Annotated in this window: 11 protein-coding genes; 3 read left to right on the top strand and 8 right to left on the bottom strand. The window is 40.2% G+C overall.

Translation table 11 applies throughout. The annotated features are described in order from the left end of the window. Positions 1-215: 215 nt before the first annotated feature. The 3 genes from asnS (at position 216) to CYG50_RS04820 (ending at position 4,995) form a co-directional block, all read left to right on the top strand. Positions 216-1,616 carry an asparagine--tRNA ligase gene (gene asnS, locus CYG50_RS04835; protein WP_102138497.1) on the top strand — a complete coding sequence of 467 codons (1,401 nt, stop codon included), beginning with the start codon at positions 216-218 and terminating at the stop codon, positions 1,614-1,616. Between the two features lie 672 nt (positions 1,617-2,288). Continuing rightward, the gene (locus CYG50_RS04825) at positions 2,289-3,398 is read left to right on the top strand and encodes a porin (RefSeq protein WP_282559483.1); all 1,110 of its coding nucleotides are present in this window, start codon (positions 2,289-2,291) and stop codon (positions 3,396-3,398) included. 406 nt (positions 3,399-3,804) lie between these two features. After that, entirely contained in the window at positions 3,805-4,995 is a 1,191-nt protein-coding gene (locus CYG50_RS04820) for an amino acid aminotransferase (RefSeq protein WP_102138495.1), read from the top strand. A 102-nt stretch (positions 4,996-5,097) separates the two neighbouring features. Here the strand turns inward: CYG50_RS04820 and CYG50_RS04815 are convergent, their stop codons facing one another. From CYG50_RS04815 to cmoM, 8 genes are all read right to left on the bottom strand, one after another. Then, positions 5,098-12,336 (bottom strand): anthrax toxin-like adenylyl cyclase domain-containing protein, encoded by a 7,239-nt coding sequence (locus CYG50_RS04815; RefSeq protein WP_102138494.1) that lies wholly within the window; start codon positions 12,334-12,336, stop codon positions 5,098-5,100. Positions 12,337-12,564: 228 nt separating this feature from the next. After that, positions 12,565-13,212 (bottom strand): MBL fold metallo-hydrolase, encoded by a 648-nt coding sequence (locus tag CYG50_RS04810; protein ID WP_102138493.1) that lies wholly within the window; start codon positions 13,210-13,212, stop codon positions 12,565-12,567. A 39-nt stretch (positions 13,213-13,251) separates the two neighbouring features. Continuing rightward, positions 13,252-13,800 (bottom strand): peptidoglycan L,D-endopeptidase MepK, encoded by a 549-nt coding sequence (gene mepK / locus CYG50_RS04805; RefSeq protein WP_102138492.1) that lies wholly within the window; start codon positions 13,798-13,800, stop codon positions 13,252-13,254. A 389-nt stretch (positions 13,801-14,189) separates the two neighbouring features. Further along, complete coding sequence (ldtD, locus tag CYG50_RS04800) at positions 14,190-15,941, bottom strand: L,D-transpeptidase LdtD (protein WP_102138491.1); 1,752 nt, start codon at positions 15,939-15,941, stop codon at positions 14,190-14,192. 318 nt (positions 15,942-16,259) lie between these two features. Continuing rightward, positions 16,260-20,702, bottom strand: coding sequence for a chromosome partition protein MukB (gene mukB, locus CYG50_RS04795; protein WP_102138490.1), 4,443 nt, complete (start codon positions 20,700-20,702; stop codon positions 16,260-16,262). Beyond that, entirely contained in the window at positions 20,702-21,427 is a 726-nt protein-coding gene (gene mukE, locus CYG50_RS04790) for a chromosome partition protein MukE (RefSeq protein WP_102138489.1), read from the bottom strand. The genes mukB and mukE overlap by 1 nt, the downstream gene beginning before the upstream one ends. Further along, positions 21,408-22,733, bottom strand: coding sequence for a chromosome partition protein MukF (mukF, locus tag CYG50_RS04785; protein WP_102138488.1), 1,326 nt, complete (start codon positions 22,731-22,733; stop codon positions 21,408-21,410). Before mukF ends, mukE begins: the two co-directional genes overlap by 20 nt. Then, the gene (cmoM, locus tag CYG50_RS04780; protein WP_102138487.1) at positions 22,730-23,518 is read right to left on the bottom strand and encodes a tRNA uridine 5-oxyacetic acid(34) methyltransferase CmoM; all 789 of its coding nucleotides are present in this window, start codon (positions 23,516-23,518) and stop codon (positions 22,730-22,732) included. Before cmoM ends, mukF begins: the two co-directional genes overlap by 4 nt. Positions 23,519-23,847 lie beyond the last annotated feature (329 nt).

Below are 23,847 nucleotides of genomic sequence, written 5' to 3'. Positions count from 1 at the left end.
ATGCCCTTGAACTCGGTGTTGAATATTCCTATTACGAAAGTTGGAATACACCCTAAATAATTCGAGTTGTAGGAAGGCGGCTAGCAAACTGAGCCCTAGGAGCATACATAAGTATGTGACTAGGGTCAGTTTGTGAAGCCAACACACCTACAGCTCGAAGTATGACGGGTTGCAGATGCATAAGATTAACCATTATATAGAAGAGAGTGAATTATATGATAGTAGCGCCTGTAGTCGACGTACTGCAAGGCCGAGTGGCGGTAGGCACAGAAGTCACCGTTCAAGGCTGGGTACGTACAAGGAGAGATTCAAATGCTGGTTTTTCTTTCCTCGCCGTTTATGACGGTTCTTGCTTTAATCCGTTACAGGCTATCATTAATAATAATTTACCTAATTATAATGACGAAGTCCTGCACCTCACAACTGGCTGTTCCGTTGAAGTTACGGGTACCGTAAAAGAATCCCCAGGCCAAGGCCAATCATTTGAACTTGAAGCCACTGCTGTAAAAGTCGTTGGTTGGGTTGAAGACCCTGACACCTACCCAATGGCAGCAAAACGCCACAGTGTAGAGTTTTTACGTGAAGCAGCGCACTTGCGCCCGCGCACTAACTTAATTGGTGCTGTTGCACGTGTGCGCCACACTTTAGCGCAAGCAATCCACCGTTTCTTTGATGAACAAGGCTACTTCTGGGTTTCTACGCCAATCATTACCGCTTCCGATACCGAAGGCGCAGGTGAAATGTTCCGTGTCTCCACACTGGACTACAACAACTTGCCACGTAATGACAAAGGCGAAGTAGATTTCAGCGAAGATTTCTTTGGCCGCGAAGCTTTCTTAACCGTTTCAGGCCAACTGAATGGTGAAGCTTACGCAACCGCAATTAGCAAAGTCTATACTTTCGGCCCAACTTTCCGTGCTGAAAACTCAAATACCAGCCGCCACTTGGCTGAGTTCTGGATGGTTGAACCTGAAGTTGCGTTTGCAAACTTAGATGATGTCGCAGGTCTGGCAGAAAAAATGCTGAAATTCGCATTCAAAGCTGCTCTTGAAGAACGCCGCGACGACTTAGAGTTCTTTACTCAGCGTGTTGATAAAGACGTTATCAACCGCTTAGAAAGCTTTGTGAATTCAGACTTTGCACAAGTTGATTACACAGACGCCATTAAAATCCTTGAAACTTGTGGTCAAAAATTCGAAAACCCAGTTTATTGGGGCGTCGATATGTCGTCTGAACATGAGCGCTACTTAGCAGAACAACACTTTAAAGCACCTGTTGTTGTGAAAAACTACCCGAAAGACATCAAAGCTTTCTATATGCGTCTCAATGAAGATGGTAAAACGGTTGCCGCGATGGACGTATTAGCACCGGGTATTGGTGAAATCATCGGTGGCTCACAGCGTGAAGAACGTCTTGATATGCTAGATGCACGCCTTGAAGAAATGGGTATGAATAAAGAAGATTACTGGTGGTACCGTGATCTGCGTCGTTATGGCACCGTTCCTCACTCAGGTTTCGGCCTTGGTTTTGAGCGTTTAGTGGCTTATGTCACTGGAGTGGGTAACGTACGTGAAGTCATTCCATTCCCGCGTACCCCACGTAATGCGGCATTCTAAGTGCATTCCTTACACTCTAAATAATTCGAGTGGCATGTAGGCGACCAGCGAAGATAGCCGATGAGCATACACAAGTATGTGATTCGGCAAGCTGAACACAGTCAACACCCATGCGGCTTGAAGTATGACGAGTATCGGGCCAATCTTGTATTGGCCCGTTATTTTTTCACTCTAATATATTTTTAACTGCAGACTATTTCAGTCCATTACATAAAATTGCAGCCGCATGATAACCTGATCACAATTTTTACGTTATCACCTTATAATTCACCCCAAAATGGCACCAATCTGCTACCACTAAGAATAATCTGCTTTTTTATGTCACAATTCTCTTTTTGCGAGTGGTAGATAACCGCTTTACATTCGCTAAACTGCTCAAAAAAAACTCAATTTGTCTTTTGAAAAAGTTCCCTAATTTTTGTAATATTTTTTAAACTGGTACGATGAGCGGTCGTTTATTGCTCTATTTTTTACATTTTGAAACACATTGTTACCATTTGTTTCAGAAACTTTGATTTTGTAGCACTTTGAGGGTAGATAATTTTATTTAGCAATGGAACACTGGTCGCCGACATAGACGACACTAATCTCTCACAAATAGTTCCAATTATTTTTTGCGAATTATTTTTGGCAGTGGCAGGTGTCCGAATAACACCAATGAGGGTAATAATAATGATGAAACGCAATATTCTTGCAATGGTTATCCCAGCTCTGTTAGCTGCTGGTGCAGCAAACGCAGCTGAAGTATACAACAAAGACGGCAACAAATTAGACGTTTACGGTAAAGTTGACGTTCGTCACTACCTCGCTGACGGTAGCAGCAAAGATGCTCCAAGCCAAGACGGTGATGATTCACGCGTTCGTTTAGGTGTTAAAGGTGATACTCAAATCACTGACCAACTGACTGGTTTTGGTCGTTTCGAGTGGGAAACTAAAACTAACAAAGCTGAGAACGAAGGCGAAAACAAAAACCGTTTAGCATATGCGGGTTTACGTTTTGCTGATTTCGGTTCAATCGACTACGGCCGTAACTACGGTGTGGTTTATGACACGAACGCATGGACCGACGTATTCCCATTATGGGGTGCGGACACTATGGATCAAGCAGACAACTTCATGACTAGCCGTAACCGTAACCTGTTAACTTACCGTAACAACAACGCGTTCGGTTATGTTGATGGCCTGAGCTTTGCTCTGCAATATCAAGGTAAAAACGGTGACGACAACCTGTCTAGCTCAAACGTTCGTAAAGACAACGGTGATGGCTTCGGTTTCTCTACCGCTTATGACTTAGGCTGGGGCGTAACTCTGGGTGGTGGTTATTCTAACTCTTCACGTACACCTGCACAGAAAAACTACCCTAACGCTGGTGGTAAAAAAGCTGAAGCTTGGAACGTTGGTGGTAAATTCGACGCTAACAATGTTTACTTAGCAGCAATGTACGGTCAAACTCAAAACATGACTCGTTACGGTGCTGGCGGTAAATTTGGTTCAGGTATTGCTAACAAAACTGAAAACGTTGAGTTAGTTGCACAATACCTGTTCGACTTCGGTCTGAAACCATCTTTAGGTTATAACCAATCTAAAGGTAAAGACTTGGGCACTTACGGTAACAAAGATCTGGTTAAATATATCTCTGTAGGTTCTTACTACTACTTCAACAAAAACATGTCTGCAGTTGTTGATTATAAAATCAACCTGTTAGATAAAAATGATTTCACCAAAGCATACGGTATCAGCACTGATAACGTAGTTGGTTTAGGTTTAATCTACCAATTCTAATTATCAGTTAACTGATAAGTTAGAAAACGGTAACATGTTTTTGTAAGCAGCGCTTCGGCGCTGCTTTTTTATTTTCCCCCTCTCTCAAACTTCCCCCTAAAAAACACCTAAATTATCGGTAAGACAGACTGATTCACCACCCTTATAGATATTTATGGTTAGATTACATGCAATTCCTACCTAGCTCACAAGATCTCGCCAATTTTTGGTAAAACGGTTGGCAAAAAGCCTTTATCACGTTAACCTGAGAACTCGACTCGTTCGACTAAACCCGTTTTCAGCTATATCCATCAATTTCAGTTGTATGGGCTGTTTACAAGCAAGGATAGCCAAAAGCATTCTCACTTACGCCTTCATACACTGTAAATTGTCTTGGGTACCACTACAGAGCTTTGGAATCGACAACATGTTTGAAAAAATTACTTCTGCCCCTGCTGACCCAATCTTAGGTCTTGCTGATAGTTTCCGTGCTGATCCCCGCGATAATAAAATCAACTTAGGTATTGGCGTCTATAAAGACGAATCAGGGAAAACCCCTGTGCTTGATACCGTTAAAAAAGCAGAAAAATTCCTGCTGGATAACGAAAACACCAAAAACTATCTTGCGATTAGCGGAATGCCAGAATTTGGCCGTGTAACACAAGAACTGTTATTCGGTGCACAACATGAAATTGTCACCTCAAAACGTGCACGTACAGCGCAAGCACCGGGTGGTACTGGTGCACTGCGTATCGCTGCAGATTTTATTGCTAAACAAACCAACGCAAAGCGTGTTTGGATCAGCAACCCAACTTGGCCTAACCACAAAAATATCTTTGAAGCAGCTGGTTTAGAAGTTTTAACTTACAACTACTATGACGCTGCCAAACATGGTATGGATTTCGACGGTATGCTTAACAGCCTGTCATCTGCTGTGGCTGGTGATGTGATTGTTCTACACGGCTGCTGCCATAACCCAACGGGTATTGACCCAACGGCTGAGCAATGGACAAAACTAGCTGCATTATGTGCAGAAAAAGGTTTATTAGCAGTTTTTGACTTTGCCTACCAAGGTTTCGCAAAAGGCTTAGATGAAGATGCCGAAGGCCTGCGCATTTTCACCAAAAATAACCCTGAAATGATTGTTGCAAGCTCGTTCTCTAAAAACTTCGGTTTATACAATGAACGTGTTGGTGCTTGTACCATCATTGCCAAAGACAGTGATAACGCAGAGCGTGCATTTAGCCAAGCTAAAGCGGTTATTCGCGCCAACTACTCAAACCCACCAGCACACGGTGCGGCAGTGGTGACAACTATCCTTTCTGATGAAGTGTTAAAAGCGGAATGGATCCAAGAATTAACCGCAATGCGTGAGCGTATTAAACGCATGCGCCAACTGTTAGTGAAAACATTGGAAGAAAAAGGCGCTAAACAGGACTTCAGCTTCATTATCAACCAAAATGGGATGTTCTCCTTCAGTGGCTTAACAAAAGAGCAGGTAGAGCGTCTACGTAGCGAATTTGGTATCTATGCTGTTAGCTCTGGCCGTATTAACGTGGCAGGCTTAACCTTAGAGAACATGGTTCCTCTGTGTGATGCTATCGTTAAAGTGCTGTAATCATTAAAATTTGTTGATACTTAACCTTTTGAAAAGAATAAAACAGCATCTTTAATATCATGCCAGTCAGTAGCATTACTGACTGGCTATTTTTATCAACAACTATTTAAGGTGGCTAAGGAAGCGCTCAGTTATGTGTACCGCCCCCCAATTCTTTCTATAATTACTGTTATTTATACTAAGGTCGAGATTACTTTCATAATCAATTCGCTCCTCAACAAGCAACTGAACCAAACGGTCGACGGTTTGCTCTATATGTTGTTTTGATAATTGCTGGTAACTATTGAGATGACGCACCTGCATGACACTATTCATTGACCCAATATGGTTGTTATGGGATAGCGTCACCTGCCTGCCGCTCTTTGAGCGATATGTTGTTTCAGCAACCTTATCTGACAATTGTTCATAATTGACTTCATCAGTATCAAAATCAATTAGTACCACCTGATTACGCCCCTCAAAATCAGTGATCTTCACAGCTCCTTTACCATGACCACTGACAATATAGAGGTCGTCCCCTTGAGCTGCCCCTAATTGGTCTTTTCCATCTAAAGAGATGAGCACATCTCGATGCATACCTTGAGCCAATAAAATATCATTACCTTGCCCACCATATAGCACATTTTCACCACCAAGGGTTATCAACTTATCGTTACCACTCTCACCTTTGATAATTCGCCCATGTTGAGTCATATCCATAACGCTATCATTGCCAGCTAACGTATCAATAAGCCAATTATTTCTAGGGTTTTCTTGATGTAATACAATACCATCATCTCTCGATGTTAGGTTTAAAGGTCTAGCTTCACCCTTATTGACTACCACGCCATTTAATGTGCTTGCAAGCTCATCAATCGGTTTCCAAGTCGTGAATTCCCCTGATTGTTTTGCTCTATAGAGTTTTTCAGATAAATAATTAGTGAGAGTAGTCATCCCGTCAGCGGTAGAGGAGTTAAATTTTTCGTCCAGCCTTTCATAGTGATGAATGTTAAAGTTCCCTTCATCATCATGAGATACCTTTATTTTTACCAATTTACCGGCTGCTGAAACATAAAGTTGATATTTTGAATCACCACCTTCAATTTGTTCGCGTTTAAAATTGACCAAGTGAATATGGTTATTTCCAATCAGGTCTTCAATATAAACAACACCAGGCTGATGACCATCAATTAAGTAGTGGTCATCACCTGCACCACCCATTAACGTATCGTTTCCTCGACTGGATAACAGTAAATCATCCCCCGAGCCACCACTAATAAAGTTGTCCCCAGCACCACCATATAATAGGTTATTTCCACCGCTGGCTTTAATATTATCATCACCATCTCCTCCCAGCAGGACATAGCTTTCTGAGCCCTTATTGATAATAGTGTCATCACCATTTTGAGCATCAATGATATGCTTTTCGGATTGATAGCCCATTGGCAATATAATTTGATCGTCACCCGCACTACTTTCTTTAACTGGGTTTACTGGTGATAGGCTATTTTCCTGTAAATTGGCTTTAAATAAGTTGCTATGCTTATCTTGAATTAAGACAATATCAGAGAGATTATTGCCCACATTAGTAAACTTAATAGTCAATTTTTTTTGCCCAAATTTATCTAAGCTGTATAGCTGTCCATCATCCATATTCAGCGAATAACCATTTACAGTAGGCAATAATAGGCACAAGCTGTCCTTATCCGTATAGCTGTTATTAACTTTAGAAAAATCGAACTCAACCTCACCGTACTCATCTTTATTTTGTACAATTTGATAGGTATCTATTCCATGGCTAACTTCAATGTAACTACCTAATTTTATTAGTAGTAATACATTGTTTTGGCTATTTCCACGGTAGGTTAAGTGTTCAGCATGACCTATTGGAATAAACCGCCCCCATTTAGGCGCTTTATAATGGCGGGATTGATCTATCGTTATGGTACCCGTTGACTCATCTATTTTGACAGACTTTTCGTCTTTAGATGCTAATTGATCCCCTTCTTGTATATAGCTTAAATTGAAATACTGGTTAGGATGTTTTTCATCTATTACCGTTGTCATCATCCAACCATCAAGGGTTTGTAACCGATATACATGGTGGGGCGCCTTCGATCTCGCATCTTGCACATTTTCGAGAACAATAATGACTTCACTTTCCACATTTTGAAAAAAGTGGCCATCAATACTATTTTTGGGTTGTTTAACTGTTAAAACCAAGTTGTTACCGTCTAGCTGAACTTGCTTTATTTCATTAAAAAAATACTCTAAAGAGACTCGACTTTGTTGGCAATTAGCTTCTTTTATAACCACTTTCGCCTGAAAATTATGGCGACTTTGTGTATAAATAGGGTTTAGCTGTTTTCGCGTTTTAACTGCTTTTTCTTTTCCATCAAAATAGCGCTCTGTAAGATACAAGTTGTCAGCATGGTCAAGCCATTCATAACGGCGAATATGGTAACTATCATTTCCCTCACCACCAACAGCAATACCTTGAGTTAAAATGAGTTTATCATCTCCTCCTTTCCCCTCTAATCTATCGTTACCTAACCCACCATCTAATATGTTTGCCGTATCATTTCCCTGTAAACAATCATTACTACTCCCTCTTACCATCAAGTTTTCCATGCTTTGTAAATGGGCAACGGGAGTATAGGGATGATTTCCTTGTCGCTGATAGTGCAATATATTTCTGTTGAGATCTGCATACACACGATAGCCATCTGGTAGGCTATCAATAATAACGGTATCCTGTCCTCCTTGGCCATCTAGGTACTTAGTCGGCTTATTTCCCCCTCGAGAGGTTAACGATGCTAAACAGCTATCCCGAATAAAAAATAGATCGTTTTTATCTCCCCCTGCAAAATACTTCTCACCTGATAGTACTTGAAAAGCATTTTTCTGTGTTTTTTTACCAATTACAACGTCATTACCATTAGCCGTATTCCAGCTAGTCCCTTTACTACTGGCATTTTCAATATATAAGGCTGTTCGTTGAATGTTATTCACTAAATGCTCACTGAAAATACGTTCGTTTTCTCTGAATATCTGTTGCCCTAATACTCCAAATTCGGTTTTTTTCGAATAAAAACTAATTTGTTCTGGATTGGAATTTATTAACTGACCTTGAAAAGGTATTGATAATTCATCATTTAAAATTTGGTGTCGTACTTTAAATTCATCTAATAACAAGTTTTTATAAGTAGAATTTAAAGAATAACGCTCATGAGTAGCTATACTACCGGTATTTTTAAGATCAAAAACCTCTTTCTCTTTTGATTTAATAAAAAAATCATGGTGAATAGACAGCCCTATATCTTCATAAAGATGCCCTAAACTTCTAAACCACGCAGTTGTTCTGACAATTTCATTTTGTAAAATGAACTCAATTTCTTCAGCAGTAAATGAAGGCGCTTCTTTGCGTAAAAACCGCACAGTCGTATTTCCCGCCTCTACATATAAATTCCCCAACTTGCCATAGAAATAGTTATCATTATTATCAACCAGATAGTATCGAAGCTCATTTTCATAGGTAGGTTTTTCAATAATACTGAGATGGTGATCAAACCCGGCTTGCGCAATATTATTTTCAAATAAAGCCAGATCCATATTCCAATCTTGCTCTTTGAAAGCATTAATATAATGTTGTGTATTCATTTCTTGCTGAGTACGTATGGTTGGGTCTAAACCTAAAGCACCACGGATCCCCTCCTCTAATTCACGATCCCAGTCAATATCAATAACTCCTTTGATGTTTTCAACCGCACGAACACCGTTATAAACCCAGCCCCCCACCAGCAATATACCTCCAATAACTAACCCAGCGACAGGAATAACAGAAGAACCCACTAAAATACCAATAATGGTAACCCCATTGACCACTGCGCTAGCAATAGAGAAAGATGCGTTTACGATAAGATCTTGGCGTTGTTTCGGGTCTGTGACACTGTCTAATTTAGATAAACTATCGTAGGCTTGGTAAACATCAATTCCCATCCCGACCAAATTGAAAATCACGACTGTTCCCGAGGCAATCCTCGCACGAACCAACGAAGTTGCTCCCTTACTGGAGGCAATATTTAATAGCATCGGTCGCACTATCATATCGCCATAATTAAACAAGGCAGATGCTGCAAGTAAATAAAACTGTTTTTCTAACTCTTTAATTTCCTCATCACTAATATCGGGGTTATCTAATTTATCCAAAATTGCATACGCGCTAATCAAACTTTGAATAGCTCCGGCTGTCCCCATTATTTGCCCTGAACGATTTGTCAAACGTCGAAGTTGAGAAAGCCTCTTACCTTCTTGACGAACCTTAAATAAAACAGAAGAAGAGATAGCATCTTGCTGAATATCAATGTTATTCGCTAAGTATTCAAACTGTTTTCTTAATACACCCGACTCAGTAAAGTTAGTTTGGCGCTCAACTAATTGGTGGATATCCGCAGATTTTAATTGCTCATGGAACACTTTAATAAAAGAGAGATCTTCTTTCCCACCTTCCATTAATGTGAAATACATCGCTAGCTTATCTGGGGAAAAACGAATTTTATGATGTAGATCAGGGCTATTGATATCACTTAAGGAAATCGTTTTTCCATCAATAGTGGCACCTAATTGTTGTAATTTGGCAAACGCAATTTTTTCACCATTAATAGTGACCCAGCAGTTTTTTGGTAACGTAAATTCAGGTTGTTCAATAATTGATTGTCGTTGGTTACGTAAAGAAGATAATGCGCTTTTAAAATCCGTAGAGTCTAAATCAATAAACTGGAGATCGGCTCTAAATTCACCATCAGAAAATTCGACATTTTCATTAAAATAATGCTTAATTCGCTGTTTGAATTGTTGTTGAGCTTGCCAAGAAGTCTTATTTTTTACACTAAGCTGGAGTCCTTGGGGATCAAACAAGCTAATTTCGTAACCGCCATAACGTTGCACATGAGTTACCGTGTAAGTGACCGATTTACCCTTTAAGAATATTATTACGTTATTGGTATCCTTAACTGTTGAAAATAAATTTCTTATCGGTTGATCCGCTATTGATATTCCATTTTTATTAATTTCAGTATTAATATCTTGGCTGTACTGTGCCATCTTCATCAACAGAGATTTTTCTGAAGATGTCGATACCTTTTTCACTGTGACTCTCTCTATTTGTGCTTTGCGTTCTATAAAATTTCGAGCTGAGTCACTCCCCGCCAAATACAATTCAACCGCGTATATTCCCCCCAAAATTTGATCCATCACTCGACTTTGAGGGCCTGAACGAATAACCCCATGGTCCACTAATTCAACTTTACTACCATTAATTAATTGTTGGTTAAATTGAGCCAATCGCTGTTCTTGGTTATCTTCATAAATACTAAATGCCTCTGCAAAAGAATATTGTTTTAACGGCGCATTTTCTCCAATAAAATTGGTTGGAGATAATTTACTAAACTCCATCAATTTATTATTAAATAGAATAAATTTATGATCATCTGCAACTATCGCTAAAATTTTTCCTTTATCGACCCCACTACCTGCAGGAAATAGCTTCATTAATAACGTCTGTGAACGCTCACTTAAGTGATTTAATATCGACATGTCATCTCTTATCGCGGACAATAATGTCTGAATGTCAACTGCTTGTTGTTGATAATGACTTGATATTTCTAATTCTAGAAATGGCTTCAGTAATAGTGAATTAGCTTCAAATTTTTGACTTAACGTTGCATTTAGCTTTCGGTTTACTAACGGATCAGAAACTGCAATGTTTAATTTTTCAACATCTATGTTTCTATTTTCATCTGAAAAATACTTCAATAAATAGGCATGTTCAGTCTTATTGACATTTTGAATAGAAATTTCTTTTAGTGCTATTTTTTCTAATGTATTAATAATAGAATGATGTGAATTTTCAACTATTTCCAGTCCATTTATTTTTTTGTTTTTATTCAAATGGTTATCAAAGAGAACTGCATTCTTGATTTCTGTTCCGTGCTCTTCTGCAAGAGTAGGTTTACGCTTATTGTCATCTAGATGGATATCTTTGAATTCATCATCAATATCTGTAATAAATTTATCATTGGATTTTTTATTACTTTCTTTACTTTCAGCATTATCATTAATGCTTTTTTTTCGGTTAATTAATGCTAACCCTTTTAAATAACTATCTGATATTTTCCTTTTTGGTTCAAATAATTTCCCATTATCACCTTCGCTCCATCTTTTATTTAATGGGGCACGATATCCCTGATTAATTAACAATTGTTGAAAATTAGATAATTGTTCTACATTATCAATAATAATAGAGCCATTAGAATTCATTGGAAAATAAGTCTCAATTGATTCAGTTGTCCCTTTAAGTTTATTTTTTCCTTTCAAATTTTCAGGTAAGAAAAAAGTTATCGGAAAATTTTCACTCATAACGCTGGCTGGGTTAGCATCATCAGCACCGTGATGGACTAATTCAAATCCACTCTTTCGGCCTAGCTGGTGATTCATCTTATCCTTGAGCTGTTTTATTTTCTTATTACTAAAGCCGTTATCCTGTCCCTCATAGCGATCATATTCAGCTTTATTATTAAATAATTTTTTTTCCTTTACTGATAATTCATCATAATTGACACTAGCCTTCCATTTTTCCCAAGATGGCATTTCTCTCACATTGATATAATGCTCTAAATCTGATATTGGAAATATAATGCTAAATAAATCATAATCTGCCGTGATTGGCCTACCCGTTTTAGTATCACCAATAACAAAGAATTCAGTAAACTGTTCGTTTTCCAGATAGTAAACTTTCCAGCTATCTGATGTTTTATCCGCATTTTTTTTCAAGAAAAAAACTTTTTCGATGCCATCAACAATGGATGTAGTACGATAATAACCCTCATCATTGATGAGTTCTAATGGTGAAACTGCACTAAGTTGACATAATTCATTTATTCGCTGAGTGCTAATCTCTAAATGGACACTAATTGCCTTACCGGATTGAATTAGCCCTTGAAGCTGGCGATTAAGTTCGTCACTGTTAGCTCGGCCTGATTTTTTAGCAAACTCCTGTTGTACTGGGATAAAACCACTATGAGGCCCCCAATCTGCACTTTTACCTTTGATAGCCAATCCCTTACTACTGTACTCCCCCGACTCAATTAAATTCGTTGATTTAGCATCTATCGGCCGTATACCAATAATAATATTTTCTTCACTCGCTATTTTCGTAAAAATGTGTTGATGACTAACTGGAATGCCCGTTTTGACTTGCGGGGTTGTTTCTGCCAACGGTTTAAGTTGTAAATTGATACTCGAATAGTCTCGTCCTGTTTTGCCATTACCTTGAGTTGCAGCGTTAACATCCTTATCATCCATGCTCTTATTTCCCTGAAGATTGTAATTTCACTAATTATTTCAATTAATTATTTGTTTATTATTAAAACAAACAATTATTTGTTCGATAAGAAAATAGCAAAATTCCAGGCATTCCCAAACTAAGTTGGGAACAATTAGGACATAGTGTTAGTGATTATTTTTTATGAGATGATTAATAGTAAGTTATAAAAACCCCTGTAATTAAGGGGGTTAAGTCAGATTAGATAATTACCAAACGGGTAACTCATCTTGCAAGAAAGGGTTTGTTTTACGCTCAAAACCTAAATTTGACATGGGGCCATGTCCTGGAATGAACTGAAAATCATCACCTAGAGGTAATACTTTGTTTTTTATAGAGGAAATTAAGTCTTGATGGTTACCGCGTGGAAAATCACTTCGGCCGACGCCCCCTTTAAAAAGGACATCACCCATTGAAATTAATTTATCGGTGTGATTCACAAAAATAATGTGGCCGGGTGTATGACCAGGACAATGCAGTACATCAAATGTAATATTGCCGCAAGTCACTTTGTCCCCTTCTTCTAACCAGTAATCCGGCGTAAAGTCAGGGCATTCACCAATATAAAACATCGCATTTTGTTCCGCGAGGTTTTCAATCCAAAAGGCGTCTTCTTTTTGTGGGCCATAAATAGGCACTGAAAAATGCTTAGAAAGGATAGCTGATGCGCCGATATGATCAGAATGGCCATGCGTTAACAGAATTTTAGTTAACTTCAGCCCAAGGTTTTCAATAGCAGAAATTAATTTTTCAGCTTCTCCGCCGGGGTCAACAACGACTGCATCTAACGTATTTTCATCCCAAATAACGTGGCAATTTTGCATAAATGGTGTTACTGGGATAATAGTATATTTCATCGAGCAATTACTCCGTAATCTGTGTCACCTATGCACAGATTACCACGTTCTTGCAGGTCCTGTATCAATATGTATAAAATTGCTTCGAGGATAATAACCAACGCCACCCGCTTTCATTTTTAGCGCAGCCTTGCGGATATTACTCAGTTGTAGCCCTTCGATATGGAAATCCATCGCTTGCCCACGGGTATGGTAACTTTTCTTTGCCACGCCAGAGCTTTTACTACGCAATTTATTGTTAGTCTCTAAAGAACGATAGCCAGAGATCAGTTGGACAGGTTTGTTTGTTCCCATCATCATTTGTAATAAATAGATTTGGTCAAACAGTTTTGGGTCAATAGTTTTTACTTTGTCGCAACGGTAGTCACGGAAAAAATGATTTAAACGCGCTAATTCAGACTTATTATAACGGCGCCCGTCAAAAAACTCGGTTTTTAGCGATTCGCCTGTATTAATGTTTTGAAAACGCAAAATACGTGGTCGAGGGGTCGTCATCGCAGCAAATACATGGCTTGGTAATAAACTAAGGCCAACTGTTGCGGCCCCAATACCTAACCACTTTCTGCGGGATTGATCAATTATATCCATAGGTGATAGCTCAGACTCTAATATTTTCAGTATTAATCGATAAAATTTTGGCAACCTATTGAGTCTAGCAAATCATGCTTATCTTTAATGTATAATTATGTAAAGATATGCATACTTCGCGGAAATTTTATTGCATTTTTCGTCAAAAAGAGAGTTTTATCACTAGAACTGCTCGAAACATGCAATTTAAGACACAAAACATGCTGCCTTTATCAAAGATAAACAAAATAGTAATGATTGAGGAACCATAAAACAACGGAATAAATAAGATAAAAACGGATTCTAGAGGTAAGGTCACAGAATGGAAATGTGTAAAAAACAGCGCTCAAGCAGTTAACTCTTAAAATAATTAAGGGGAGAAAATCCCCCCTTCAAATTAAAACCTACAATTAGTGTAAAATCTTTTTCAATATTGGCAAATATTTATCTGCATTATTAATCGAATTATCATACTGATAAATATCGGCTCGATATTGTGGTTGCTGGTCTTTATCTACCCAAGCAGTTTGATAGTACAGAAAAACTGGGATCCTATCGGGTATATTCACATACCGTGTTGACCCCTCTTTCAACGCACCATCAATGCGTTTTTGTTCCCAACCTGCATCACCTAATAAAATACTGGCTAACTCACTTGCCTTATTCACTCGCACACATCCAGAGCTTATTGCACGCGCATTGCGATTAAATAAACTATGGTTTGGTGTATCGTGTAAATAAATCGCATCTGAACTCGGCATATTAAACTTATAGCGCCCTAATGAGTTAGTCGGGCCCGGTGCCTGTCGAATGCGATATGGAAAATTAGCTGGGGTGATATTATCCCAATCAATAGCATATGGGTTGATTTCATATGAGTCGGCTCCCCAACCTGAATAAACCGTATACCCTTTGCGGCTAAAATAACTTGGATCTTGTTTTCCTCTTGGAGCAATATCTTTACGTGCCATACTGGTCGGCACACTCCAAGGCGGGTTAATGACTACGTTATTTAGCGCACTGCTCATGATCGGTGTTTTGCGATCAGCACGGCCAACAATCACTTTAGAGTCTAAAATCACTTCGTCATTTAAATAGAAATCTAAAGAGTAGCCAGGAATATTAACTAAAATCCCTGTCCCACTACTTGCTGGTATAATACGTAAGCGTTGAATATTGAGTGCCATTAAACCTGCTTTCTGCTTAGGCTGCATGTTTAACCAAACACGCGTGCCTTTTCCAACAACACCGTCTGCTTCTAAGCCATATTGCAATTGGAATTTTTTTACCGCATCGACGAGTTCTTGATCATATACTTTCGACACGGAGCTCGCAGGTGCATCAAGTGTTCCTGTCGATTCAGCGGTTTGTTCAGTTGCCAGTTCTGCAACTTGAGCCATTGTTTCAGGAGGTGCGATGTCTTCGGTTACATTTCCACCTTCAAGTAACCCTTCACGTTGCAAGATTTGACGCAAAATAACCACATCATCGCTAGACTGCCCTGGCTTTAATGTTTTCGTCCCCACAATTTCCAGGTTATCTTCCGGGATCGCCAATAATTTCAACATTTCTTTGCGCATTGGCAAATACATTGGGTGACTCGGGGCTTGCGATTTAACCCAGCCACTTAAATTATTAGACTCGACGGCATCTATCCATGGTTTCATTTGAGCGGCCGTTGGAGCAATAATTTTATAAGGCCGATTGGTGTATAACCAATATTGCCCACTCGCTTCTATCGAAGATAAATACTGTAAATAGCCAAGCATGGCATCAGATAAAATAACGTCACGGCCTAGCTCATTTAACTGGTTATTTTCCAGTATCGCTAGCCACTCCCCAAATTGAGGCTGAACTCCAGAAAGGGATAATTCTGCCAGTTGTTGCTGAAATTGGCTAATTGCCGTTTCATCTTGCCACAATAACTGCATTTGCCTATCAGCGTATAATTTTGCTAATTGCGTAGAAAAAATAGGTTTCACATCCGCAGGAAGCGACTGTGTTATTTTGACTAAACTTTCTGTAGGTGTTAACGAAGCTATCGTTTGAACTTCAGAAACACTTTGCTGCGTATTTTCTTCATTTGAGAATGCGGGAAACTGTAACGCCATCAACCCGCATATTACCGAGACTTGCAGAGCTCTCACTCTTCTCTTTGCCATACATCCACCTTAATTTACAACATGGATAATAATATTTTTATTATAATTACAATTTTATTGTATTTAATTTTAGCAGTAATGTTATAGGAATAGGCTAATTTTCCTTTTTTCAGATTATGTACAGCTAAGCTAACGATTAATGAGAAAAAGAATTATTTTCATCATAATGAATTCAAAAGTGTATTAGTGGTTTAAACATAGATGAATTTTATTTTAATTAAAAGTTTTACCTGACGCTTTCTTTGCCGCCTAATTAGCATATAAAAAAAACCGATATTTATTCCTAAATACCGGCCTTTGTTTCACTCACAAAAACTATTACTGCAATGTTGGGGCTTGTACAGTCGGGTTTTCTTGCCCAAAGCCTTTTAAGCCAACTACATGCACATGTTCATGATTACCAACCACTTTACGAACTAGCTTATAGGTTGTGCCCTTCTCAGGACTAATATTCTCTGGTGCCGCAATAATTAACTGCATTTCTAATCTGTCACACAGTTCAAATAGGGTTGCAATTGATTTAGCATCTAATCGCGCAGCTTCATCTAAGAATAATAAACGGCAAGGAATAATATCTTTCGCACGCAAACGGCGGGACTCTTCTTCCCAGCTTTGTACTACCATCACTAAAATGGACATACCCGTACCAATCGCTTCACCGGTTGATAACGCACCACTTTCTGCTTTTAACCAACCATCAGAGCCTCGGTTAACCTCAACTTCTAACTCTAAGTAGTTGCGGTAATCGAGTAATTCTTCACCAATAGTTTGCGGCAAGCGTTGCCCAACATCCACTTGAGGGTTGAGGCGTTGGTATAACTTAGCCATTGCTTCAGAGAATGTTAACCGTTGGCTGGTGAATAAGTCTTGATGCATTTCGCTCTCTTCAGAAAGCACACTCAGTAACAATGCATGACTTTCACGAATATTCACATTGAGGCGAACCCCTTTAACCTGACCAAATGCTACAGCTTGCAGCCCTTGGTTTAGCATACGAATGCGATTCTGTTCGCGCTGAATGGTTTTACGAATAATATTCGCCACACTTTTTGAACTGATCGCCAATTTTTGCTCACGCGCTGTTAGCTCTTCCGTTAAACGCGCCAGTTCAATTTCCATTTGCTCGATTGCATCAATCGGGTCATCAGTTCGAATAATATCTTGGCGAATACGTTCACGTAGGTGTTGATATACTGCGATAAAGAATTTTATCTTCCGTTCTGGGTGTTTTGGATCTTCGGATAAACGCAGTACATCGCGTAAATGTTCGTTATCTGCAACCGCTAAACGCAACGCTCCTAAGGCTTTATCCGACATCGAACGTAAGCTATCACCGTCAGTATAAGCCAACTCACGGCGGTGTAGACGACGCTCAACGCCATTGTCTTTCACCAAGCGCATTACCGCACACCAACCTGCTTTTGCTGTCACGACCTGCTCACGCAGCATATAGTAGTCTTTTTCTAACTTACGAAGGCGCTTCTGTAAGTTATCCATTTCAGCTTCACATAATGTCAGCTGTTTTTCTAACTGGTTAATACGACTACGGTTTTCCATAACCCGCTGGTGCAGCTCATCGCGTCGGATACGAGCGCGCTCTTGGGCGTCAGGGTCGGCTTTTACGCCAATTTCTTGCATCTCGACTTCGAGCTCTTTTAGCATCTCTTGTTTGGTATCGAAAGAACTGCGTAACGAGGCAAGAACTTGATGGAACTGTGCACTTTGTGCTTGGTGCTGGCGTAATTGTTCACGAGCACGTGTACGCTCGGTTTCTGCCTGCTCTAAACGCTGACGTAGTTTTTCATTCAGGTCCGCGTTTTCATTCACCATTCCGGTTGAATCACTGTAACTAAAGTGAGCACGGCGCTGAACAACCTCTACTAATGCAAAAGCTTGCTGTTTCGCATTTTGCTGGCTGTGTTTTGCTGACTCATAATCTTTGCGTAATTGCTCGTGTTGTTCAGGATCACTGAGTAACACTGTCACAATCGGCTCTAATTTTTCTAACGCATCACCATGTTTATTCAGGAAATGTGCCGCTTCTTCCGCTTCCGTTAGCTCTTCGTTTATCTCTTCAACTCTGTCCGCCAATGTTTCATCGAGTAATAACCCCATTTGAGGTAATAAGCGATTAAGAGCCGCAAGGCTTTCTTTACCTTGGGCAAATTGTTGACGTTGCTGCTGAGTTTGCTCTTCAAATTGAGCTAAAGCACGTTCAATTTCCGAACGTTTTTGGTTGAGTGTACGAATTTCAGCTTCTGGATCATCTTCAAAGGCCACCGAAATGTGTTGGCCTATAAACCGGCTGAATGCTTGGTGTGAACGCTGAATTTTCTGTACATCAAATGACAGATTCGCATAGCGCTCAGCGAGCTCATCACGTTCAGCCGTTAACGACTCTAAATGGCTTTCACGTGCGGCACGACCAAACAAAGGCAACTCAGGATAACGAGAGTAACGCCATTGACGCTCAGACGAACGGACTAATACCGCATTTTCAAACTCTTGCGCATCAAAAACGCTATCGTCGAAAGAAGATGGATCTCCCTCGATAAAATACACATCATCTGGGCAATCTTGTAACGAATCCAGTTGATTGCGAACTGCATCAAGGTCTTGCACCACAATTCCGTGACGCGCAGGACCATATAGCGCGGAGAAATAAGCTGCGTCTTCGATGGTAATATCATCATAAATTTCAGATAACAACACACCATTGAAACGCTCTGCCAACGCTAACATGCGGCTATCTTCCGCACCACTTGGCTGGCTTAGTCGCTCAATTTGCTTTTCGAGATCTTTACGTTGCGCAGCAACTTCATCTCGTTCAACCGTTATTTCCCGCTCTTGTTCGAGGAGTTGCTGCATAAACTCAGTCACAGCAGTACTTGACTCAAACGTTTCATGGGACTGCTCATTAAGCTGTGTTAGCGCTTCTTGAGCCATAATCCATGCAGGGGCTTTAGATGAAAGTTGGCTAATACGCTGGCGGATCTGCTCCAATTCTTGGCGCATTTGCATCCGTTTTTCGCCACTCTCATTCACACCAATACTAAGCTCTTCTTGCTGTGCTTCCAGCTCAGCCATTAATGCATCAAGCTCATCGGGCTCATAACTTTGGCCATGACGCTTACAAAACTCTGCCAATAAGCGTTCAGCATTTTGCTGGCTATTCAGACGTTGTTGCAATTCAGATAGCTGCATACGCAATGGCTGTACGCGATCCGCTAAATGTTGTTGTGAGGACCAATCACGTAGTAATGTACGCGCTTGTTGGTATGCATCACTGCGGCTAACTTCCCCTATCATACTTCTAACTAATTGATAGGCTTGCTCAAATTGGCTATGTGCGGCATCTGCCACACTCATTTTTTGCTCAATCGCTAATAACGCTTGGGTTGCTTGCTGTTCGCGTGCTTCGAAGGTATCTAACCATTCATCTGCATTATCAATGGATAATTCAGGAAGTTGGCACAATTCACGAGCACGCGTTAAGGCATGCAAGGCTTGCTGGTACTGAATAGCGCGTGTTTGTTGTACATCCAGAGCTTGTTGGTAATCGGCGAGTTGATTTTTTAATTCGTCAACTTCAATTTCAGCAGCTTCAGCTCGCGCTTCATATTCTTCTTGAGTTTCAGTTGCTTCAGCAACGACTTCACTTTGTTCTTCAAGACGATACGTCAGTTCTTCGATATCCGCTTGATAACGGTCAATTTTCTCTTGCTGACGCAGCGCGGCTTGTACTAAATTCAAGTGGTCACTGGCCGCTTGGTAGTCTGCTTCTAATTCTGTAGAAGCGCCATTTTGCTCATTCAACTCACGCGCCATTTCGACGCTTCGAACCTGTTCAACACGCAATTGTTTACGGCTGGCTAATAGCTCATTGCGTGCAGCCAGTGCTGCATCAAGGTGAATACGTCTTTCATTGGAATGGCGCATATAATCCGCAGAAACGTAATCAGTCGCTTGGCTAATCAAATGCTTGAATAAGTCACGGTCTGATTGCGTTACACGAATGGCTTCTAATGTTAAACGGTTTTCACGCAAAGCCGCTTCCATATCTTGGAATGCTTTACGTACCCCACTGTTTTCAGGTAATAAATAATCACGTAATGAGCGAGTAATGGCACTAGAAATACCACCATATAGTGACGCTTCAATCAGGCGATAATATTTGCTTCGGTCACTCGCGGAACGTAAACGTTTAGGTAAAACCCCTAATTCAAACAGAATCGAATGGTAGTCAGTAATTGAGTTAAACTGCTTGAACAAAACGCCTTCCTGTTCCTCAAGGCGCTCTTTTAGTTCATTAAGTGGGATCACTTTTGCTTGGCGGCCATCGATAACCTCTGTCAATATTTCCGTTGGCACCGTCGCCAGTGGAATGCCTTGTACCATAAACGGCTTAATATCAACTTTTTTATCGCGCCCTGCGACTTGTTGTAAACGCACACCCACCATGACACGCTGGTGCTTCGAATTTAACACATCCAAAATTGCGTAACAGACACCTGGGCGTAATTTCCCGTGTAAGCCTTTATCACGAGAACCAGAGGTCGCGCCCGCTTCCGTTGTGTTACGGAAGTGAAGTAAGGTTAAATCAGGGATCATCGCGGTAATAAACGCCGCCATTGTGGTTGATTTACCCGCACCATTACCACCCGATAATGTGGTCACTAATTCATCAAGGTCAAAAGTTCGGGCAAAAAAACCGTTCCAATTCACCAGCGTCAGTGAGCGAAATTTTCCGCGTTCAATCATTATTCTTCATCCTCATCACTTTCTGCCGGTTCTTGATTCTCTTCGCCACCCTCTTCTTCACTGTCTTTCAGCGATAATTCCCCTTCAAGAGAGATAGCTTCACCATCACGGATCATCCGTAACTGTGCATCTTGTGGGTTATCACCACTACGCACATCAGCGCCAAAACGAAATACAGATTCGCTAATAATAAATTTACTCGGATCATTCTGCAGAAAGTGCACCATTCCCAAGCGACGTAAACGGTTGAGTGATGTTCTGAGTTTTTCCTGCAGTTTTTGTTTATCTAAGTCAGAACCTGTCGAACGTTGATTAACAAATTTAAGTAATTTGCTTTCATCCGCTAATGATAATAATTCTTCAAATAACTCTTGTGAGGTAAAAATACCTTGATTACTCAAGCGTTCAGGGCTGAGATAGAGATAACAAAGGATTTTCCCAACCATCATATCTAATTCAGACAACACCGAGCGCGGTATGAGAGTTGTTGAGCGTGGGCGTAAATAGAAAAACCCCTCAGGGGCACGAATTAATTCTACGTTATATCGTGCATAAAATTGTTCTAATGCTTCCTGAAAATCCATCAAAAATGCGTGGTTATCAAGGTCATCAACACTAATATGGCGACCTGAACGCAATTGGCTGTCTAGCTCTGGAAAAATCGGGTTAGCTAATGCTTGAGCCAGCTTAACTGGCATAAATTGTTCAATATTTGTCGATGACATGTGCCTGTACCTTGGCTCCGTGATCATTAATAGCTTGCCATTCTGCCGGTAACCCCGCCAAATCAGCCTCTGCGATACCTAATTTAACAGCTTGGTCGATAATAATTCGAGCTACATCAAAATGACGTTTTTGTGGATATTGCAGTAAATAGTCATGCAACACACGGCCAACATCGAGCGGCCGTTGCTCTGCTTTATAAATGGCTAACTCAACTTCCATTAGCTCTGCAAGCTTGTCATTCAATTCACTAAACTCTTCAAATTCAAGCTCTGGTGGTAATTCACCCATCACTTCTTCATCATGCAATGCGAGTTCTTCATCACGCATATCGAATAACCGATCCGCATTGGCGTAAGTGAGTGCCCAAGGGCTATCAAGGTAGTGCTGAACGGATTGACGTAACCGCTGAGAAAATATTCTATTTTTATCCATATCGATAGCTGTACGGATAAACTTATGAACATGACGATCATAACCAATCCATAAATCGATAGATTGTTGACCCCAGCTAACAATACGGTCTAGTTTATTTTGCAGGTCAAAAACCAACCTATCCACTAAGTCAGAGAACACCGGCGCATTCATATTGGCTTCTTGAATACGTAATAAATTCGCTTGCAGTTTATCCCCTGCGGCTTCCAATGTGTCTTGCAACTCACGCAATGTACCTGATGTTTCTGATAGTAATTGCTCACAGTTAGCAATAGCTGCCTGCCAGTCTTGATTTAATAATGCCGCAATATCTTCTTTTACTGAATTTTGTTGTTCATCCATAATGCGTTGCGATAAATCAATACTGTCAAAAATTTCAGCAACTGAATATTTTAGTGGAGCAAACACGTAACGATGCCAATAAAATTCATCGCCCCCTTCTTCTGCGGCTTCAGCGGCACGTTGCAGTTCTCCTGCGACAATAGAAAGCTGCATAGAAAGTCTTAATGTTGAGAACTCTCGCTGACGAATATAATAATCGCTGATACCGATCCCCAGAGGGGTTAAGCGGTAAATGGCATTACCTTCAACAATGTCACTGGCAAAACGGTTAAATATCTTCTGGCGAACCATATCATTGATGGCATTATTGGCTCTTACTGCCAAAGATTCTGTGGTTTGTTCAAACCCTTTGCAGACCTCACGAAAGGCATCAACCAGCTCCACTTCACTCATTTCACCATTGACTCTTTCACTATTTAATACCGCCACCGCAAGCAAAAATGCTAAACGTTCAGCAGGAAGTGAAATCGAAAAATCATTTTTTCGTGCCCAAGACACAAGTTCAGGGACGGTCTGGGAAAAATCACTCATAAATCGTCCTTTTGTATTTGTTTGCGTGCCATGACATGAATATAACGACCCATACTAATATAGGGTTCTTCACGGCAATACTGCTGCTCTAATGCCAACAATGCTGGAAAATCTTTTTGCTGTAACTGCCGACTCTGTAAATAGTCATGAAATACCCTAACACCACTTTTACCGATAATTTGCATATTACACTCACTCAACCAAGCATCAACTTGATGAGGAAAAAGCGGTTTTTGCGGTGATAACGAGCGTTTACGACGACGTTGAATATGTGGCGTTGCAAGATGAAAATTTCCCAAAATTGCGTTACGCATCACCAGACCATTTGCATTATAGAACATGACAGAAAATACGCCTTCTGGTCTAATTATATCTACCAGTTGTTCAATTGCATATTTTTGATCGCTAATCCATTCAAGTACCGCATGAAACAGAACAAGGTCAACAGGTTCATCAATGTATTGTGCAACATCTTGCACCGCACAATGTACAAAACGCATGTTATCGCTAATACCTTGTTCCTTGGCAAGCTCACTGCCTCGTTCTAACATCTCTTCAGATAAATCGCAAAGTATCACCTGATGCCCCATTTCGGCGAGTTTGCGTGAAAAGTGCCCTTCACCACCGCCTGCATCAAGTATTTTTAGGGTTTTACCCTCAAATTGGCTGTGCAATAATTGAGTTAAATCTTGCCAAACTACCGCTTCTCGTATTTTTCCTTTTGTCGTTCCGTAGATATTTTTTGCAAATTTATCGACAATATCATCAAAGTTGCGGTCTGCCATGTGCTATCCGGTTACCTATCATCTATTATTTAAAGCGGTTTATGAGCCAATTTGTCGCGAAAAAACGTAAAATGGTTGATTACATCTTGATTATGGAAAAATCAACGCTAACCAGAAATATTCTCACATTACATTGCACTTATCACATACAATGCGAGGCGACTGTTAAAACAGGAATTATAACAGATAATAGCTATATTTTTGCATAGTACTTTATTGTGCCCAGCAAATTTCATTTTGGCGCTATTAAACACCATGTTGTTATTTTTCCTCTAGTTTAGCCGTTTTATTACGTATTTTTTCTGCAGATACCACCGCAATGGTGGCTC

Origin of the sequence: Providencia huaxiensis, assembly GCF_002843235.3 — a bacterium.
GTDB lineage: Bacteria > Pseudomonadota > Gammaproteobacteria > Enterobacterales > Enterobacteriaceae > Providencia > Providencia huaxiensis.
The sequence above is the reverse complement of the archived record's forward strand: the minus strand, read 5'-3'. Positions and strand labels throughout refer to the sequence as shown.

Excerpts from the sequence above, each read along its gene's own strand:
- mukF (WP_102138488.1), bottom strand. The coding sequence starts at position 22,733 with ATGAGTGATTTTTCCCAGACCGTCCCTGAACTTGTGTCTTGGGCACGA.
- cmoM (WP_102138487.1), bottom strand. The coding sequence starts at position 23,518 with ATGGCAGACCGCAACTTTGATGATATTGTCGATAAATTTGCAAAAAAT.
- CYG50_RS04810 (WP_102138493.1), bottom strand. The coding sequence starts at position 13,212 with ATGAAATATACTATTATCCCAGTAACACCATTTATGCAAAATTGCCAC.
- ldtD (WP_102138491.1), bottom strand. The coding sequence starts at position 15,941 with ATGGCAAAGAGAAGAGTGAGAGCTCTGCAAGTCTCGGTAATATGCGGG.
- mukE (WP_102138489.1), bottom strand. The coding sequence starts at position 21,427 with ATGTCATCGACAAATATTGAACAATTTATGCCAGTTAAGCTGGCTCAA.
- CYG50_RS04820 (WP_102138495.1), top strand. The coding sequence starts at position 3,805 with ATGTTTGAAAAAATTACTTCTGCCCCTGCTGACCCAATCTTAGGTCTT.
- CYG50_RS04825 (WP_282559483.1), top strand. The coding sequence starts at position 2,289 with ATGATGAAACGCAATATTCTTGCAATGGTTATCCCAGCTCTGTTAGCT.
- mukB (WP_102138490.1), bottom strand. The coding sequence starts at position 20,702 with ATGATTGAACGCGGAAAATTTCGCTCACTGACGCTGGTGAATTGGAAC.
- mepK (WP_102138492.1), bottom strand. The coding sequence starts at position 13,800 with ATGGATATAATTGATCAATCCCGCAGAAAGTGGTTAGGTATTGGGGCC.
- CYG50_RS04815 (WP_102138494.1), bottom strand. The coding sequence starts at position 12,336 with ATGGATGATAAGGATGTTAACGCTGCAACTCAAGGTAATGGCAAAACA.
- asnS (WP_102138497.1), top strand. The coding sequence starts at position 216 with ATGATAGTAGCGCCTGTAGTCGACGTACTGCAAGGCCGAGTGGCGGTA.